Origin of the sequence: Mycobacterium hippophais (assembly GCF_027529605.1) — a bacterium.
Lineage (GTDB): Bacteria > Actinomycetota > Actinomycetes > Mycobacteriales > Mycobacteriaceae > Mycobacterium > Mycobacterium arseniciresistens.
Map to the genome: position 1 here is coordinate 313,008 of NZ_JAPZPY010000001.1, position 15,791 is coordinate 328,798.

Sequence of the window (15,791 nt, forward strand, 5' to 3'; positions counted from 1 at the left end):
CATTTCTACGACGGGGGCGGGCCGCAGCGTCGGTAGCCGTCGTGGCCGGCCTGATCGGCGCATTGTGCTGCTTGGCCATGCCGACCGCGCAGGCATTCGCGATCCAGAACCATGACAGCATCACGCGTGCCGCGCTCCCAGCCGATCAGGTCAATCAGCTCGGCATCGCGCAGATCCTCAACGGGCCGCCGCCCGGCGGGGGCGCCGTCGGCAGTGACGCCTTCGCGCTCGATGACTGGCGACACATCGACAACTCGAAAAGCCCCGCCGAGGTCTGCGCCAAGGCGCAGCGGGCGTGGGACGTCTTCTCACCGGTCATCCTCGGCGGGTCACTGCCGGCCGGCCCAGGTGCGACGGTGTTGGTGAACGGGCCAGCCGCGCGCGCCGCGTTCGGCGGCTTACTGCACGCCCAGCAGGACTTCTACGCACACTCGAACTGGGTCGAGGAGAACATCGCGGCGGGGCAGCCGAACCGGCTGGCTCCCCCGCTTTTCCCGTCCTGCAATGCGGGCGCTTTTCCGGCCAGTCTCCACACCGGCTATTTCAATCTGTTGTTCTTCAACCAGTTCCCGTTCGACGGCTGTCCCCCCGGTGGTCCGCCGCCCGGCTTCCAGGAGTGCCACTCGGCGCTGAACAAGGACGGCCCCGACACGGCACGCGGTAAGCAACCCGTTCCCCGAACCGGTATGAACATGTATTCCTTGGCGAAGAGTCTGGCCACCACGGCGTCCACGGACCTCTACAAGCAGGTGCGGAGCCTGGTCGTCCGCACGGTCACCGCGAAATACCCTGGCGTGAACGGTGAATGCGTCGTGACGAAGCTCTTCCGCCCCGACCTGTTCGGACCCTGTGCCCCGTACTCGATCCCGCTGCCACCCGCACCTGCACCGCCACGCTGACTCGAGGGCCGGTCGAACCGACGCTGACCGTCGCCGCTACCGACCGCGCGATACCTGCTCACGAACGGCCTGCTTGTCGATGACCGACCACACTTCGGCGATCCGACGATCCTCGTCGAACCTGTAGAAGACGTGCTCCGGGAACGACACCTGCCCGCCTGTCGGTTCGAAGCCCAAAAAGGTGTGCCGCGGAGTGCATTCGAAGAACAGCCTGCACGCCACGACGTCGCCGTCGGCGATGAGGACCTCGGGCCGGAACTGCAGATCCGGGATCGCGTCGACGTCGCCTTCCAACATCGCCTTGTAGTCCTGCAGGGTCATACGTCGCCCGTTGTAGGAAAGCTGATCGGCGACGAACTCGCCCAGCCGCGGCCACTGTCGCTCGTTGAGGCACTGCAGGTAGGCACGGTAAACATCGAGCAGATCGTTTTGGCTCATCCGGCCGACCTTTCGTCCGCTCGGAGGTTTACGAACGACCCATCTGGTCCAAGGCGACGCGCAGAGAAGTGCTGGGGATCTTGACCAGCCCGCCGTAAGGCTGATCCATTTCGAGCATCATGAAGATCGGGCCTGCGAGTGCAATCGCAGCGACCACCAATGCCGCGATCACGCTTGCGTTCCGCGGTGCGAACAGTCCGAAACTGGCGAAGATCACCGCTAGCCAAGCCACGACAACGACGAAGAACGCCCATGGGAATCGGCTTCCGATTTGTTCGACGGTCGTCCACCGCGACTGGGCAATCGTGTTGGTGCTCTCCAGCGCGTTGGACCGCAGCCACTGCTGTCGTTCCGTCCGCGGCGACAGTTCGAAGACGTCCCGCTGAACCAGAGTGATGCCGGCCCCACTGCTGAGCGCCGTGAGCGACACCGCTCCGCCTTCCTCCGGCCAGATCTGATGTATTCGCTGTGCAAGCAGATCCTTGGCCAACGCTCGGATCGGCGCGGTCTCCGGCCCGTACTCGGCCAAGGTCTGATCAAGCATGATGAATTGAACTCCCGCGCTTCGCAGTTCACTCTCCTTCTCGGCGAGCGAGCTGATGGAGGAGCCGGTGAGAAGGCCGAGCACCACCGCCGACAGCGTCCCGAGCATGGCCATTATGGTCCTGATGGCGTCGCGCGACTCGGTGCTCAAATGCGGATCGGGAAGGACCTTTCCGAGAAACATCCCCAGCATTGAGCCGCCGAAGATGATCGCGAAGACAACGACGCCGATCAGAACGTCTTTCACTCAGTCCTCGCTCTCCACCGCGAGAACGCGTTGAAGAGCGCCTGCGGTTGGCTGTGTTCAACGTACTGCCTGGCGTTCGGCTTATACCGATGATCGTCGAACTTCCGCTCTGATCGCCTCGGCGAGACTGTCGGCCCTCGGACGTGAATGCGCGTCGGTGTCGCTTCCATTGCACCCACGTCGCCGCTCGAAGAAGAATTCCTCGTAAAGAGCAGAAGCGCAGGTCAGGACGAAGGTTGAAGCGGAAATCGAGCCTCGAGATCGGCAGCGCCCACGGGGTGATCGGGTCTACGCTCGCTACGTGCCCAACAGCCACGATCTGGGCGGCAAGACCGAGCACTTCGGCTCGATCGCCCACACGCCCAGAGAGCCCGTGTTCCACGCGGTCTGGGAGCGCCGGATCTTCGGCATCAACTACTTCCTGCATACGTTGCTCGGCCCTGATTTCGACACCTTTCGTGGGTACCTGGCACTCCTGCCACCGGAGGAGTACTTCGGCCCCTACTACCGGCGGTGGGTCCCTGTCATCGAGCAGATGTTTTCCAAGTACCTCTCGGGTGAACGCTCGGTTCCGAAGATCAAGGTGGTGGGCACGGCCCTGTTCCTGCAGCGGGTGGCGTTGCGTCCAACCCTGCCCCGCCTCATGAATGCTCGGGTGGCACCGAAGATCATTGGGACGCACAAGAAGACGAAGCGGCCCGCACGCTTTGAGATCGGTGATGCGGTGCGGGTCCGCCCGGCGCCCGCGGAGGGGCACAGTCAGCAGCCTGATTACGTCAGCGGCCGGCTCGGGCGAGTGACCGACCACCGCGGCGCCGCGATCCTCCCCGACCGTCGTTTCGCCACCGGCTCAACTGCCCCAGAGCACCTGTATACCGTCATGTTCGACGGAGCCGAACTGTGGGGCGACGAGGCCGAGCCCAACACCGAGGTGCGCATCGAGTTGTTCGAGCCTTATCTGGAGCCGGCATGAGTGAGCCTGACCCCATCGCCGTCCGCGTTGAAGCGTTGGAGTCGTTGCTCCTGGAGCGCGGGCTGATCGACCCGGCCGCCGTCGACGCGGTCATCGAGCACTATGAGAAGGATGTCGGGCCACTCAACGGCGCCAAGGTGATTGCGCGAGCCTGGACCGATGACGCCTTCCGGAAACGGCTCATGGACCACGGCACCAAGGCCATCGCCGAACTCGGGTTCGGCGGTGTAGAAGGCGCGGACATGCGCATTGTCGAGAACACCAGCGATGTGCACAACGTGGTGGTCTGCACCCTCTGCTCCTGCTACCCGTGGCCTGTCCTCGGCCTGCCACCGCGCTGGTACAAGTCGCCGGAGTATCGGTCGCGCATGGTGGTCGAGCCGCGCAAGGTCCTTGCCGAAATGGGGCTGGTGGTCTCCGGCGACGTCCGTATCCGCGTCTGGGACAGTTCGGCCGAAGCGCGCTACCTCGTGCTGCCCAAGCGACCGTCGGACACAGACGGGTGGACGGCGGAACAACTGGTTCCACTGGTCACACGTGACTCGATGATCGGTGTCGCGCTGGCTTCCGAGGCAGCCGATGCCGGACGCTGAGGTGCTTCTCGACGCCGAAGGCCCGGCAGCACCTCCGCGAGCCAACGGGGAATTGGCGTTCGACGCACCGTGGGAGCGTCGCCTGTTCGGCGTGACGATGGCGCTCAGCCAACGCGTGTTCAGTTATGCGGACTTCCGGGAACGGCTCATGGTCCGGGTGGGCGAGGCGCCGACCCGGCCCTACTGGCGCAGTTGGGCGGCGGCGCTCGAGGATGCTCTCGCGGACACCTGCTCGCTCGATCCCGGTGTCATCGAAGCGCGACATCAGGAGTTCTTGGCGCGCCCGCACGGCCACGATCACTGACCGTTCGATCTGGCGACACTCCCGTCGGCTGACTGAGGCATTGCGCCGAACCGCGATGCCAGTGCGGTGCGAAGCGCTACTTCTGCCCCTCCAACAGGTGGGCATATGGATCAGCATCGCCGTCAACGGATTCCGGCATCGGGTAGTAGGTCTTGATGAGCAGGTTTCCATAGTCATCCCAGGCAAACGTCTCGATACTGTGTGCCATCTGCACGTTGGGCTCGGTGCCGAAGTGGTTCTTCCCCGCGTTCCACAACTCCGCATGCTTGGCCGCGTGCGCCAAGCGAGCCTTCCGGCTGGGGACCTTGCTCATCTCGGCCAGCGTCCGTTCCGGGCGCTGGTGATCAGCGTAGCGACGATATCTGGACAGGCGTCCAGCCGAAAGGCTCATTTCATCCGGGTTGACCCGCCTCGCAATGCCGATGAACGTCCTCGGCGCCACGCGCGACGCGTCCGTGGCCCTAGAGTCTGCCCTGTGGTCGACGCCGACATCAGACGCAGCTACACCGAAATCGCTGACACCTACATCGACATGTTCGGCGCCGTCGAGCACGTCGATCCCGAGGACCTGCAGTTCCTCCGCCGGCACCTCGGTCGAAGCGACGGCACAATTCTCGACGTCGGCTGCGGGCCCGGCCACCTCACCGCTTACCTGACCGAGCTCGGCCTGACGACGAGGGGCGTCGACCTGGTGCCTGCCTTCATCGACAGTGCCCGCTCGCAGTGGCCGGGCGTGGAATTCGCAGTCGGCTCGATGCGAGCCCTCGACGTCCCGGACGGCTCGCTTGGCGGAATTCTGGCCTGGTACTCGCTGATTCACTGTGAGCCCACCGCACTCGCCGCGGTACTCGCCGAGTTCCGTAGGGCGATGAAGCAGGGCGGGATTCTGGTGGTGGGGTTCTTCGATGGCGACGAACTTGAACCGTTCGACCACAAGGTGACCACGGCCCACCGCTGGCCCGTCGACCAGTTGTCACGGCTGCTCTCCGCAGCCGGATTCGTCGAGACAGAACGCATGCGGCGAGCGGGCACAGATCGTGCGCGGCCACATGCCGCCCTTGCCGTGTACGCGAAATAGCGTGATCAGCGAGCCCTTCGGTCACATCGAACGGAATCCCTACACGTTGAAGCGGAACTCCACCACGTCGCCGTCGGCCATCACGTAGTCCTTGCCTTCCATGCGCACCTTGCCCGCCGACTTGGCCGCCGCCATGGAGCCGGCCTCCACCAGGTCGTCGTAGGACACGATCTCGGCCTTGATGAAGCCCTTCTCGAAGTCGGTGTGGATGACGCCTGCGGCCTTCGGCGCGGTGTCGCCCTGGTGGATCGTCCATGCCCGCGACTCCTTGGGCCCGGCCGTCAGGAAGGTCTGCAGCTTCAGCGTGTGGAACCCGACACGGGCCAGCGCGTCGAGGCCGCGTTCGGTCTGCCCGATCGACTCCAACAGCTCGGCCGCCGACTCCTCGTCGAGTTCCTGCAATTCGGCTTCGATCTTGGCGTCGAGGAACACCGCGTCGGCGGGCGCGACCAGCTCGCGCAGCTCGGCCACCCGCGCGTCGTCGGTCAGCACTCCCTCGTCGGCGTTGAAGACATACAGGAACGGCTTGGTGGTCAACAGGTTCAGCTCGCGCAGCAGCGTCGCGTCGAAGCTCGCGCCGAAGAGCGTCCGGCCGTCGTTGAGCACCTCCTGCGCGGCGAGCGCGGCCTCGTGCACGGGCCTGCGGTCCTTGTGGGTGCGGGCCTCCTTCTCCAGCCGCGGCAGCGCCCGCTCGAGGGTCTGCATGTCGGCGAGCATGAGTTCGGTCTCGATCACCTCGATGTCGGACCGCGGATCGATCCGGCCGTCGACGTGCGTGACGTCGTCGTCGGTGAACACCCGCACCACCTGGCAGATCGCATCGCATTCGCGGATGTTGGCCAGGAACTTGTTGCCGAGACCCGCGCCCTCCGACGCGCCCTTCACGATGCCGGCGATGTCGACGAACGTCACCGGCGCGTGCACAATCTTGTCGGAGTGGAACATTTTCGCCAGCTCGTCGAGCCGAGGATCCGGGAGCGCGACCACACCCTCGTTGGGTTCGATGGTCGCGAACGGGTAGTTCGCCGCCAGCACGTTGTTGCGCGTCAGCGCATTGAACAGGGTCGACTTTCCGACGTTCGGGAGTCCGACGATTCCGAGGTTGAGTCCCACAGGGATCACAGTCTGCCAGAGGACGGCGCGCGCACCCGCGCGCGCTGGCAGCGCAGCACGCTGCGGAGCCGGTACGGTCTACCTGTGTCAGGACAGCGCGCCCGGCCGGCGGTGTCGGCCGACCACCGCTCTGTGCATCCCAATTTCCCGGGTGTGCCGTGGTGGGGTGCCGTGCTATTGGCGGGCACGTTCACCGCCGTGGGCTTCGCGTTCGACGCCGGATCCGGCGACCGTCAGCTCAGCGCCGTGTTCTCCGCCTGCTACGTCCTCGGGTGCCTGCTCGCGGTGCTCGCGGTCCGGCAGAACTCGATCTTCACCGCGGTCATCCAGCCGCCGCTGATCCTGTTCGCGAGCGTTCCCGGCGCCTACTTCCTGTTCCACGGCGGGCAGCTCAGCGGGCTCAAGGATCTGGCCATCAACTGCGGTTATCCGCTGATCGAGCGGTTCCCGCTGATGTTCTTCACCGCCGCCACCGTGCTGCTCATCGGCATGGGCCGGTGGTATCTCGGCATGTCGGCACGGCGAGGTGCTCCGGCCGCAGAGGCCAAGGACACGAAGGCCGCCAAGGACACGAACGCGCCTAAGCGCAGCGCCGCCGGCGGGCTGCTGTCGACCGTCACCGCCAAGGTGTCCGCCCTCACCGGTGCCGACGCCACCGAGGACGACGCCGAGGACGAGGAACCGCCACGCAAACGCGCCTCCGAGCGGCCCCGGCGGTCCGCCCGCACGGCCGCCGGTGAGGCCGCGCTGGAGGCTCGCGAGGCTCGCGGCGCGCGCAAGCCGGTGAGAAAGGCCACACCGTCGCGGTCGCGGCACACGCGTCCGCCGGAGACCGAGATCGCCGAACCGGTCACCGAGCGTCCGCGCCGTTCCAGGAGCGCGAGGTCGGCCGAGCCGCCGGCCGCCGAACCGCGCCGCAGGCCGCGCAGCCAGTCGGCCCGCGAGCCGCGCAGGGAGCCACCCGCCGAGCGACGGTCGGCGTACGACGGCTACGAGCGACCCGAGCGCCGCCGCCGCTACAGCGATTACGACGACTACGAGCCCCTCGAACCGCACCGGACCAACGGCTCCAACGGCAGTTCGACGCACCACCCGGTGTCACGGGTGCGCTACCGCGGCGCCGACGACAGCGACCGCTTCACCGAATACCGCACCCGTCCGCGACGGCGGCACAGCTGGGACGACTACGACTCGGAGCGCTGAGCTCAGCTGCGCGACGGGCGGATCTCGCGCGGCAGCGCGAACACGAGCGTCTCGTTGGCGGTGGTGACCGGCTGCACGGTGTCGAACCCGTGCTCGGCCAGCCTGTCCAGCACGCCGCGCACCAGGATCTCGGGCACCGACGCCCCCGACGTCACGCCGACGGTGGTGACACCCTCCAGCCAGGCCGGGTCGATGTCGTCGGCGAAGTCGACGAGGTGTGACGCCGCCGCGCCTGCGAGCAGCGCGACCTCGACCAGCCGCACCGAGTTCGACGAGTTCGTGGAGCCGACGACGATCACGAGATCGCATTCGGGCGCCATCGCCTTGACCGCGACCTGCCGGTTCTGGGTGGCGTAGCAGATGTCGTCGCTGGGCGGGTCCTGCAGCGTCGGGAACTTCTCCCGCAGCCGCCGCACCGTCTCCATCGTCTCGTCCACGCTCAGCGTGGTCTGGGACAGCCAGATGACCTTGTTCGGGTCGCGAACGGTGACCTTGTCGACCGCGTCGGGATTGTCGACGACCTGCACGTGGTCGGGCGCCTCACCGGCGGTGCCGACGACCTCCTCGTGGCCCTCGTGGCCGACGAGCAGGATGTCGTAGTCGTCGCGGGCGAAGCGCTTGGCCTCGTTGTGCACCTTGGTGACCAGCGGGCAGGTGGCGTCGATCGTCTTGAGGTTCCTGGCCGCGGCCTCCACGTGCACGGTTGGCGCGACACCATGGGCGGAGAACACGACGATGGAACCCTCGGGCACCTCGTCGGTCTGCTCGACGAAGACGGCGCCGGCCTTGGCCAGCGTGTCCACCACGTAGCGGTTGTGCACGATCTCGTGCCGCACGTAGACAGGCGCGCCGTGCTTCTCGAGCGCACGCTCGACGGTCTCGACGGCCCGGTCCACCCCGGCGCAGTAGCCCCGGGGCTCGGCGAGCAGGACCCGCTTGCCGGCGACGCCGCCAGTGACCGAGCTGGAAGCACCCGGAATCCCCATGTTGATTGTCGACGGCATGGCTCCAGGGTACTTACCCGCAGGGGTATCGGACCAGTTGGCGAGGCCGCCGTACGCTGGTGCCCATGGCTACCGCACCCTATGGGGTCCGTCTGCTGGTCGGCGCAGCCGTGACCGCCATCGAGGAAACCCGAAAGCTGCCGCAGACCATCCTGATGTATCCGATGACGATCGTCAGCCAGGTCGCGCATCTCGTGATGAAGGCGCAGCAGGACGTCGCGGCTCTGGTGATCAAGGGCGACGAGACACTCGAATCGATCTTCCCGCCCAAGGATGAGCAGCCGGAATGGGCGACGTTCGACGAGGACGCCGACGACGGGCCCGGCGATTCCGGTGACGACGGCGAGCGCCGCACCGAGGGCCGCTTCGCCCTCTACAGCACCGGTGAGCCGGAGTCGCCTGCCCCCGAGAAGCCCGCCGCCCAGAAGACCAAGACGGACACGCCCGACATCGTCACCGAGCTGGATTACGAGTCGCTGACGCTCGCCCAGCTGCGCGCACGGCTGCCCTCGCTGCGGATCGCCGACCTCGAGGCGCTGCTCGACTACGAGGGCGACACGAAGGCGCGCGCCCCGTTCCAGACGCTGCTGGCCAACAGGATCACCCGCGCCAGCGCGAAGTGACCACGTCCGAGCCGGGTCAGTCGGCGGAGAACCCCTGGCCGGTCCGCGCCGTCGCCACCCGGGTGGCCAAGTACATCGACCGGCTCGGCATGGTCTGGATCGAGGGTCAGCTCACCGAGCTGAAGCTGCGCCAATCGACGGCCTGGATGGTCCTGCGTGACCCGGCGGCAGACATGTCGCTGTCGGTGAGCTGTCCGCGCGACCTGGTGGCCAACGCCCCGGTGCCGCTGTCGGAGGGCACGCAGGTGATCGTGCTCGGCAAGCCGCAGTTCTACACCCGCAACGGCTCGTTCAGCCTGCGCATCAGCGAGATCCGCGCCGTCGGGCTCGGCGAACTGCTCGCCCGCATCGCCCGGCTGCGCGAACTGCTCGCGGCCGAAGGCCTGTTCGATGCGCGGCTGAAGCGGCCGATCCCGTTCCTGCCCGGCACCGTCGGCCTCATCACCGGCCGGGCCAGCCATGCCGAGCGCGACGTGATCGCCGTCGCCACCGAGCGCTGGCCCGCGGTGCGATTCGCGATCCGCAACACCGCCGTACAGGGACCGAACACCGTGCCGCAGGTGGTCGAGGCGCTGCGCGAACTGGACGCCGATCCCGCCGTCGACGTGATCGTCATCGCCCGTGGCGGCGGCAGCGTGGAGGACCTGCTGCCGTTCTACGACGAAACGCTGTGCCGGGAGATCGCGGCGTGCACGACGCCGGTCGTCAGCGCCATCGGCCACGAACCGGACAACCCGTTGTGCGACCTGGTCGCCGACCTGCGGGCGGCGACGCCGACCGATGCGGCCAAGCGCATCGTGCCCGACGCCGCCGCCGAACAGGCCCTGGTCGCCGAACTGCGGCAGCGCAGTGCCGGTGCACTGCGCAACTGGGTGAACCGGGAGCACCACCTGCTCGCGCAGCTGCGCAGTCGGCCCGTGCTGGCCCAGCCGCTGCAGGCGCTCGACGCCCGCTCCGAGGAGATCCACCGGGCGCTGACCGCCGCGCGCCGCGACATCGGACGGCTGATCACGGCCGAGACCGACCGCACCGGCCACCTGTCCGCCCGGCTCAAGACGCTCGGGCCGGCGGCCACCCTGGCCCGCGGCTACGCGGTGGTGCAGACCGGCGGCCGGGTGCTGCACTCGGTCGCCGACGCGCCGGCTGGCACACGGATTCGGGTGCGGGTGGCCGACGGCGCGGTGACGGCGGTCAGCGAAGGACCCGAAGGAGCCTGAATATGAAGCCCATTAGTCAGATGGGGTACGAAGAGGCCCGCGACGAACTGATCGACGTGGTGCAACGCCTCGAGCAGGGCGGACTGGACCTCGACGCATCGCTCAAGCTGTGGGAAAGGGGCGAGGAGCTGGCTAAATGCTGCGAAGAGCACCTGGCCGGCGCACGCAAGCGGGTGGCCGACGCGCTGGCCGCCCGGGATGCCGAGGACGCCTGATCCGCACGGATTTCTCGCCGACGCGCTTCAAACTAGAACACGTTTCAGTTATAGTCGCCGCATGGGCGATGCATCGTTGACGACTGAACTGGGCCGGGTGCTGGTGACCGGCGGCTCCGGGTTCGTGGGCTGCAATCTGGTGACCGAACTGCTCGACCGGGGCCATCAGGTCCGCTCCTTCGACCGGGTGCCGTCGCCGCTGGCCGGCCGTCCCGGCCTGGAGACGGTCGAGGGCGACATCTGCGACGAGGACACCGTCGCGGCCGCCGTCGCCGGGATCGACACCGTCATCCACACCGCCGCGATCATCGACCTGATGGGCGGGGCGTCGGTCACCGAGGAGTACCGGCAGCGCAGTTTCGCCGTCAACGTCGGCGGCACCGAGAACCTGGTGCGTGCCGCGCGCGCGGCCGGCGTCGAGCGGTTCGTGTACACGGCGTCCAACAGCGTGGTGATGAGCGGCCGGCCGATCGCCAACGGCGAGGAGACGCTGCCCTACACCGCGCGGTTCAACGACCTGTACACCGAGACCAAGGTGGCCGCCGAGCGGTTCGTGTTGTCCCAGAACGGGGTCGACGGGATGCTCACCTGCTCGATCCGGCCCAGCGGCATCTGGGGCCGCGGCGACAAGACGATGTTCCGCAAGGTCTTCGAGGGGGTGCTCGCCGGCCACGTCAAGGTGCTCATCGGCAGCAAGCAGGTCAAGCTCGACAACTCCTATGTGCACAACTTGGTTCACGGCTTCATCCTGGCCGGCCAGCACCTGGTGCCCGGTGGCACCGCGCCCGGGCAGGCCTACTTCATCAACGACGGCGAGCCGATCAACATGTTCGAGTTCGCCCGCCCGGTGGTGCAGGCCTGCGGCGAGAAGTGGCCCAAGGTACGGGTGCCCGGCCGGCTGGTGTGGCTGGCGATGACGATCTGGCAGCGGCTGCACTTCCGCCTCGGCATCGCCAAGCCGCCGCTGGAACCGCTCGGCGTGGAGCGGCTCTACCTCGACAACTATTTCTCCATCGCCAAGGCCGAGCGCGACCTCGGATACCGGCCGCTGTTCACCACCGAGGAGGCGCTCCAGGAGTGCCTGCCGTACTACGTCGACCTCTACAACGAGCTCAAGTCGGCACAATCGGTGCCCGCAAGGGCCTGATCACCTGCCTCGCGGCGCACATCCTTCAAACACGTTCTCCCTGCAACAATTGTTGCCGCCCAAACGGCGGCGTGGCAGCTGACGGTGACCCGTGGAGCGCCGCCAATGCGCTCCGACGAGAATTCACATTCGTCCATCCGCAAGTCGACCCTTTCGCGTGCGAAGCGCCCTAGAGTCGAGGCGACCGTCAATAACGAGGGAGCCGCCGTGCCGAACAGCAAGCCCAACATCCTTGTCATCTGGGGCGACGACATCGGCATCTCGAACCTGAGCTGCTACAGCCGCGGCATGATGGGCTACTTCACGCCCAACATCGACCGGATCGCCGACGAGGGAATGCTTTTCACCGACTCCTACGGCGAGCAGAGCTGCACCGCTGGACGGTCGTCGTTCATCACCGGGCAGAGCGTCTACCGCACCGGGATGAGCAAGGTCGGTATGCCGGGCATGGACATCGGCCTGCAGAAGGAGGACCCGACGATCGCCGAACTGCTGAAGCCGCTGGGCTACGCGACGGGGCAGTTCGGGAAGAATCACCTGGGCGACCTGAACAAGTACCTGCCAACAGTGCACGGCTTCGACGAATTCTTCGGCAATCTGTACCACCTGAATGCCGAAGAAGAACCCGAGCACGAGGACTACCCCACCGCCGAGGAAGCGCCCTTGCTGCGCAGGGCACTGCTGCCCCGGGGAGTCATCCACTCCTGGGCCACCGACGAGGAATCCGATGAAGTCGACGAGCGGTACGGCCCGGTAGGCAAGCAGCGTATCGAGGACACCGGGCCACTGACGAAGCTGCGGATGGAGACCGTCGATGACGAAACCACCTCGGCCTGTGTTGATTTCATCAAACGCCAGCATGAAGCCGAGACACCGTTCTTCGTGTGGATGAACATGACTCACATGCACTTCCGGACGCACACCAAGCCGGAGAGCCGCGGTCAGGCCGGGCGCTGGCAATCGCCGTACCACGACACGATGATCGACCACGACCGCCATGTCGGAACGCTGCTGGATCTGGTCGACGAACTCGGCATCGCCGAGGACACCATCGTCATCTACTCCACCGACAACGGCCCGCACGCCAACAGCTGGCCCGACGGCGCCACCACGCCGTTCCGCAGCGAGAAGGCCACCAACTGGGAGGGCGCCTTCCGCATCCCGGAGATGATCCGGTGGACCGGAAAGATCAAGCCGCGCAGCGTGTCCAATGAGATCGTCCAGCATCACGACTGGCTGCCCACCTTCCTGGCAGCAGCGGGCGACCCCGATATCGTCGACAAGTTGAAGGCCGGCCACAAGGCGGGGGCCGACGGCAAGACCGAATACAAAGTGCACATCGACGGGTTCAACCTGCTGCCGTACCTGACCGGTGAAGTCGACAAGAGCCCGCGGCGTGGAATGATCTACTTCTCCGACGACTGCGACGTGCTCGGCATCCGGGCCGACAACTGGAAGATCGTGTTCCAGGAGCAGAGGTGCCCCGGCACACTTCAGGTCTGGTTCGAACCGTTCACCAGGCTGCGTGCGCCCAAGCTGTTCAATCTCCGCACGGACCCGTTCGAACATGCGGACGTCACGTCCAACACCTACTGGGACTGGATGATCGACCGTGTCTACCTGATGTTCTACGCCTCGGCGATCGTCAACCAATTCCTGGAGACGTTCAAGGAGTTCCCGCCGCGTCAGGATCCGGCGTCCTTCACCATCACCAATGCGGTCGAGGAACTGGAGAAGTTCTTGGCCAGCCGGGGCGGCTGATGCTCAACCACTGGAACGACGGGCCGACCAAATCGGCGATCATCGCGTTCGTCGACGCCGTCGCGACCAAGGGCACGCCGGACTACACCGAGCCGGAGGAGCGGATCGCCGTCTTCGACAACGACGGCACCCTGTGGTGCGAGAAGCCGATGTACATCCAGCTCGACTTCATCGTGCGCAGGCTCACGGAGAAGGCGGCGGCCGACGACTCGCTGGCGACACAGCAGCCGTATCAGGCGGCCGTGTCGGGTGACCTGGCGTGGTTCGGCGGCGCGATCACCAAGCACTACCAGGGTGACGACACCGACCTGAAAACCCTTGCCGGCGCGGTGATGGCGCTGCACGCCACGATGTCGGTGCAGGACCATGCCGCCCTGGTCTCGGCCTTCTTCGCCGACGCCCGCCATCCCACCCTCGACAGGCCGTATCTCGAGTGCACCTACGCGCCGATGGTCGAGCTGCTGCGCTACCTCGAATCGAACGGGTTCACCTGTTACATCGTCTCCGGTGGCGGCCGCGACTTCATGCGGCCGGTCACGTCGGCGATCTACGGCATCCCGCCCGACAGGGTGGTGGGCAGTGCGCAGGGCCTGCGCTTCGTGGGCGCCGACGGCGAGGGCGACCTGCTGATCGAGCCGGTGCTCGACATCTTCGACGACGGGCCGGAGAAGCCCGTCCGGATCTGGAGCCGGATCGGACGGCGGCCGATCCTAGCCGCAGGCAACTCCAACGGCGACGACGAGATGCTGCAGTACACCCGTGGGCTGCGGCTGCTGGTCAACCACGACGACGCCGAACGCGAATTCGCCTACACCGCAGGCGCTGAGCGTGCCCTGGAGCACGCGGCGGCCTACGGCTGGACGGTGATCAGCATGCGCGACGACTGGGCCGGCGTGTTCGGCACCGGCGCGGGAAGCGGCGTCGTCACCGAGGCCTGTGACTGACGACCTGATCCGGATCCCGGCGCAGCGGGTGGTGCTCGGCTCGGACGACCACTACCCCGACGAGGCGCCCGCGCGCGAAGCCGACGTCGACGGCTTCTGGATCGAGGCGCACCAGGTCACCAACGCCCGGTTCGCCGAATTCGTGGATGCCACCGGGTATCTCACCGTCGCCGAGCGGCCTCTCGACCCCGCCGACTTCCCGGGTGCGCCGCCGCAGAACCTGCAGCCGGGGTCGATGGTGTTCACCAGGACGGCAGGCCCGGTGGACCTGCGGCACCTCAACCAGTGGTGGACGTGGACCCCAGGCGCCTGCTGGAAGCATCCCCGCGGGCCGAGGTCGTCGCTGAAGGGCCGTGAGCAGCATCCGGTGGTGCACATGGCCTTCGAGGACGCCGCGGCCTACGCGCAGTGGGCGGACATGGCGCTGCCGACAGAACCCGAGTGGGAGACCGCGGCACGCGGCGGACTGGCCGGCGCCGCCTACACCTGGGGCGACGAACCCGAGGGCCGCGACCGGCGGCTGGCCAACTACTGGCACGGCGAGTTCCCGTATCTACCCGAAACCGGTTATGGGACAACCAAGCCGGTGGGCAGCTTCCCGCCGAACGGTTACGGCCTGTTCGACATGGCGGGCAACGTGTGGGAGTGGACCGCCGACTGGTACGTCAGCGACCGGACCACGACGCCCTGCTGCGCCGAGGACTCCTACGACCCCGCACAACCACAGTTCGCCGTGCCCCGCAAGGTGGTCAAGGGCGGTTCGTTCCTGTGTGCGGACAGCTACTGCAGCAGATACCGGCCTGCCGCGCGGCGGCCACAACCGGTGGACACCGGCATGAGCCACATCGGCTTCCGCTGCGTCAGGCGCTGACTATTCCTGGGTCTCTGCGGTCTCAGCGACAAGACTGTCGCTGTCGACGAACACCAGGCCGCCGTCATCGAGGCTGACCGCCCACCTGCGCGCCGCCTCCACGATCCTGTTCTCCGCGACGTCGACCGCCATTCCCGCGAGATCAGCAAAATCCTCGACGACCACGCCGTGCATTTCATGATCAGTTCCGGGATGCACCACGACACGGGCATCGACGGCAATGTCGGAAGAGCCGTTACCGCTGGCCGCCTCGTCGATGTTCGCAGTCATCACAACCTCCCAATAGTGCCCCGACCACCTCGAAGTACATCACAGAAATTGACGTGAGACGCAGGCGGTAATGATTCCACGCAAATACCAAAGCGGTGATTTCCCTTTTCGCGCGGGCCGACCAATAACAGGACAATTACGTTCGCACAATTCGAGCAAACTCCGCCTACGCCGCCGCCATGGCCCCTGCCACCACAGATGTCCGTACGCGGCGGCTGCCGTCCGCGCAGTGGCTAACACCGGCCAGCGGCGATCGGCCATCCATCGCAGCACTCCCCGACCGTCGCCGCGTTCGCTAGTGTTGCAACACGTTCCAGTTCTGCGGGCAGGCTGATCTCGGCTGCAGCG

Annotated in this window: 19 protein-coding genes; 13 read left to right on the forward strand and 6 right to left on the reverse strand. The window is 66.7% G+C overall.

The genetic code is table 11. The features are described 5' to 3' along the window. The first annotated feature begins 41 nt into the window (after positions 1-41). Complete coding sequence (locus O6P37_RS01515; protein WP_269892405.1) at positions 42-899, forward strand: hypothetical protein; 858 nt, start codon at positions 42-44, stop codon at positions 897-899. Between the two features lie 36 nt (positions 900-935). Here O6P37_RS01515 and O6P37_RS01520 read toward each other — a convergent pair whose 3' ends face one another. Both O6P37_RS01520 and O6P37_RS01525 read right to left on the reverse strand, forming a co-directional pair. Then, the gene (locus O6P37_RS01520; RefSeq protein ID WP_269892406.1) at positions 936-1,337 is read right to left on the reverse strand and encodes an ester cyclase; all 402 of its coding nucleotides are present in this window, start codon (positions 1,335-1,337) and stop codon (positions 936-938) included. Positions 1,338-1,365: 28 nt separating this feature from the next. Further along, the gene (locus O6P37_RS01525) at positions 1,366-2,127 is read right to left on the reverse strand and encodes a bestrophin-like domain (RefSeq protein ID WP_269892407.1); all 762 of its coding nucleotides are present in this window, start codon (positions 2,125-2,127) and stop codon (positions 1,366-1,368) included. Positions 2,128-2,428: 301 nt separating this feature from the next. Between O6P37_RS01525 and O6P37_RS01530 the strand changes: the two genes are divergently transcribed. Genes O6P37_RS01530 through O6P37_RS01540 form a run of 3 tightly spaced genes read left to right on the forward strand, consistent with a single transcriptional unit; the run spans position 2,429 to position 3,997 of the window. After that, positions 2,429-3,100, forward strand: coding sequence for an SH3-like domain-containing protein (locus O6P37_RS01530; RefSeq protein WP_269892408.1), 672 nt, complete (start codon positions 2,429-2,431; stop codon positions 3,098-3,100). After that, a complete protein-coding gene (gene nthA / locus O6P37_RS01535) occupies positions 3,097-3,693 on the forward strand; it encodes a nitrile hydratase subunit alpha (protein WP_269892409.1) in 597 nt (198 codons plus the stop codon). Before O6P37_RS01530 ends, nthA begins: the two co-directional genes overlap by 4 nt. After that, positions 3,680-3,997 (forward strand): SH3-like domain-containing protein, encoded by a 318-nt coding sequence (locus tag O6P37_RS01540; protein WP_269892410.1) that lies wholly within the window; start codon positions 3,680-3,682, stop codon positions 3,995-3,997. Before nthA ends, O6P37_RS01540 begins: the two co-directional genes overlap by 14 nt. Positions 3,998-4,073: 76 nt before the next feature. Here the strand turns inward: O6P37_RS01540 and O6P37_RS01545 are convergent, their stop codons facing one another. Beyond that, entirely contained in the window at positions 4,074-4,439 is a 366-nt protein-coding gene (locus O6P37_RS01545; RefSeq protein ID WP_269892411.1) for a hypothetical protein, read from the reverse strand. A 33-nt stretch (positions 4,440-4,472) separates the two neighbouring features. On the opposite strand from O6P37_RS01545, the gene O6P37_RS01550 reads away from it, so the two are divergent. Beyond that, positions 4,473-5,075, forward strand: coding sequence for a class I SAM-dependent DNA methyltransferase (locus tag O6P37_RS01550; protein WP_269892412.1), 603 nt, complete (start codon positions 4,473-4,475; stop codon positions 5,073-5,075). 39 nt (positions 5,076-5,114) lie between these two features. Here the strand turns inward: O6P37_RS01550 and ychF are convergent, their stop codons facing one another. Next, the gene (ychF, locus tag O6P37_RS01555; protein ID WP_269892413.1) at positions 5,115-6,188 is read right to left on the reverse strand and encodes a redox-regulated ATPase YchF; all 1,074 of its coding nucleotides are present in this window, start codon (positions 6,186-6,188) and stop codon (positions 5,115-5,117) included. Between the two features lie 84 nt (positions 6,189-6,272). Between ychF and O6P37_RS01560 the strand changes: the two genes are divergently transcribed. Beyond that, a complete protein-coding gene (locus O6P37_RS01560; protein WP_269892414.1) occupies positions 6,273-7,391 on the forward strand; it encodes a DUF6542 domain-containing protein in 1,119 nt (372 codons plus the stop codon). A gap of 2 nt (positions 7,392-7,393) precedes the next feature. On the opposite strand, the gene O6P37_RS01565 is transcribed toward O6P37_RS01560, so the two are convergent. Next, complete coding sequence (locus tag O6P37_RS01565; RefSeq protein WP_269892415.1) at positions 7,394-8,395, reverse strand: 4-hydroxy-3-methylbut-2-enyl diphosphate reductase; 1,002 nt, start codon at positions 8,393-8,395, stop codon at positions 7,394-7,396. Between the two features lie 65 nt (positions 8,396-8,460). Between O6P37_RS01565 and O6P37_RS01570 the strand changes: the two genes are divergently transcribed. The 7 genes from O6P37_RS01570 (at position 8,461) to O6P37_RS01600 (ending at position 15,173) form a co-directional block, all read left to right on the forward strand. Further along, complete coding sequence (locus O6P37_RS01570) at positions 8,461-9,018, forward strand: lipid droplet-associated protein (protein WP_269892416.1); 558 nt, start codon at positions 8,461-8,463, stop codon at positions 9,016-9,018. After that, on the forward strand, positions 9,015-10,235 hold the full coding sequence (xseA, locus tag O6P37_RS01575) for an exodeoxyribonuclease VII large subunit (protein WP_269892417.1): 1,221 nt from the start codon (positions 9,015-9,017) through the stop codon (positions 10,233-10,235). The genes O6P37_RS01570 and xseA overlap by 4 nt, the downstream gene beginning before the upstream one ends. A gap of 2 nt (positions 10,236-10,237) precedes the next feature. Continuing rightward, positions 10,238-10,450 carry an exodeoxyribonuclease VII small subunit gene (locus O6P37_RS01580; protein ID WP_264012761.1) on the forward strand — a complete coding sequence of 71 codons (213 nt, stop codon included), beginning with the start codon at positions 10,238-10,240 and terminating at the stop codon, positions 10,448-10,450. A 61-nt stretch (positions 10,451-10,511) separates the two neighbouring features. Continuing rightward, positions 10,512-11,597 carry a 3-beta-hydroxysteroid dehydrogenase gene (locus O6P37_RS01585; RefSeq protein ID WP_269892418.1) on the forward strand — a complete coding sequence of 362 codons (1,086 nt, stop codon included), beginning with the start codon at positions 10,512-10,514 and terminating at the stop codon, positions 11,595-11,597. A 207-nt stretch (positions 11,598-11,804) separates the two neighbouring features. Continuing rightward, on the forward strand, positions 11,805-13,358 hold the full coding sequence (locus tag O6P37_RS01590; RefSeq protein WP_269892419.1) for an arylsulfatase: 1,554 nt from the start codon (positions 11,805-11,807) through the stop codon (positions 13,356-13,358). After that, positions 13,358-14,302, forward strand: coding sequence for an HAD family hydrolase (locus O6P37_RS01595; protein WP_269892420.1), 945 nt, complete (start codon positions 13,358-13,360; stop codon positions 14,300-14,302). Before O6P37_RS01590 ends, O6P37_RS01595 begins: the two co-directional genes overlap by 1 nt. Continuing rightward, complete coding sequence (locus O6P37_RS01600) at positions 14,295-15,173, forward strand: formylglycine-generating enzyme family protein (protein WP_269892421.1); 879 nt, start codon at positions 14,295-14,297, stop codon at positions 15,171-15,173. The genes O6P37_RS01595 and O6P37_RS01600 overlap by 8 nt, the downstream gene beginning before the upstream one ends. Here O6P37_RS01600 and O6P37_RS01605 read toward each other — a convergent pair whose 3' ends face one another. Continuing rightward, the gene (locus tag O6P37_RS01605) at positions 15,174-15,443 is read right to left on the reverse strand and encodes a hypothetical protein (protein WP_269892422.1); all 270 of its coding nucleotides are present in this window, start codon (positions 15,441-15,443) and stop codon (positions 15,174-15,176) included. Between the last annotated feature and the right edge of the window lie 348 nt (positions 15,444-15,791).

What these genes read in the sequence shown, in the direction of transcription:
- O6P37_RS01520 (WP_269892406.1), bottom strand. Translation starts at nt 1,337, where the DNA reads ATGAGCCAAAACGATCTGCTCGATGTTTACCGTGCCTACCTGCAGTGC.
- nthA (WP_269892409.1), top strand. Translation starts at nt 3,097, where the DNA reads ATGAGTGAGCCTGACCCCATCGCCGTCCGCGTTGAAGCGTTGGAGTCG.
- O6P37_RS01540 (WP_269892410.1), top strand. Translation starts at nt 3,680, where the DNA reads ATGCCGGACGCTGAGGTGCTTCTCGACGCCGAAGGCCCGGCAGCACCT.
- O6P37_RS01565 (WP_269892415.1), bottom strand. Translation starts at nt 8,395, where the DNA reads ATGCCGTCGACAATCAACATGGGGATTCCGGGTGCTTCCAGCTCGGTC.
- O6P37_RS01570 (WP_269892416.1), top strand. Translation starts at nt 8,461, where the DNA reads ATGGCTACCGCACCCTATGGGGTCCGTCTGCTGGTCGGCGCAGCCGTG.
- O6P37_RS01580 (WP_264012761.1), top strand. Translation starts at nt 10,238, where the DNA reads ATGAAGCCCATTAGTCAGATGGGGTACGAAGAGGCCCGCGACGAACTG.
- O6P37_RS01585 (WP_269892418.1), top strand. Translation starts at nt 10,512, where the DNA reads ATGGGCGATGCATCGTTGACGACTGAACTGGGCCGGGTGCTGGTGACC.
- O6P37_RS01595 (WP_269892420.1), top strand. Translation starts at nt 13,358, where the DNA reads ATGCTCAACCACTGGAACGACGGGCCGACCAAATCGGCGATCATCGCG.
- O6P37_RS01605 (WP_269892422.1), bottom strand. Translation starts at nt 15,443, where the DNA reads ATGACTGCGAACATCGACGAGGCGGCCAGCGGTAACGGCTCTTCCGAC.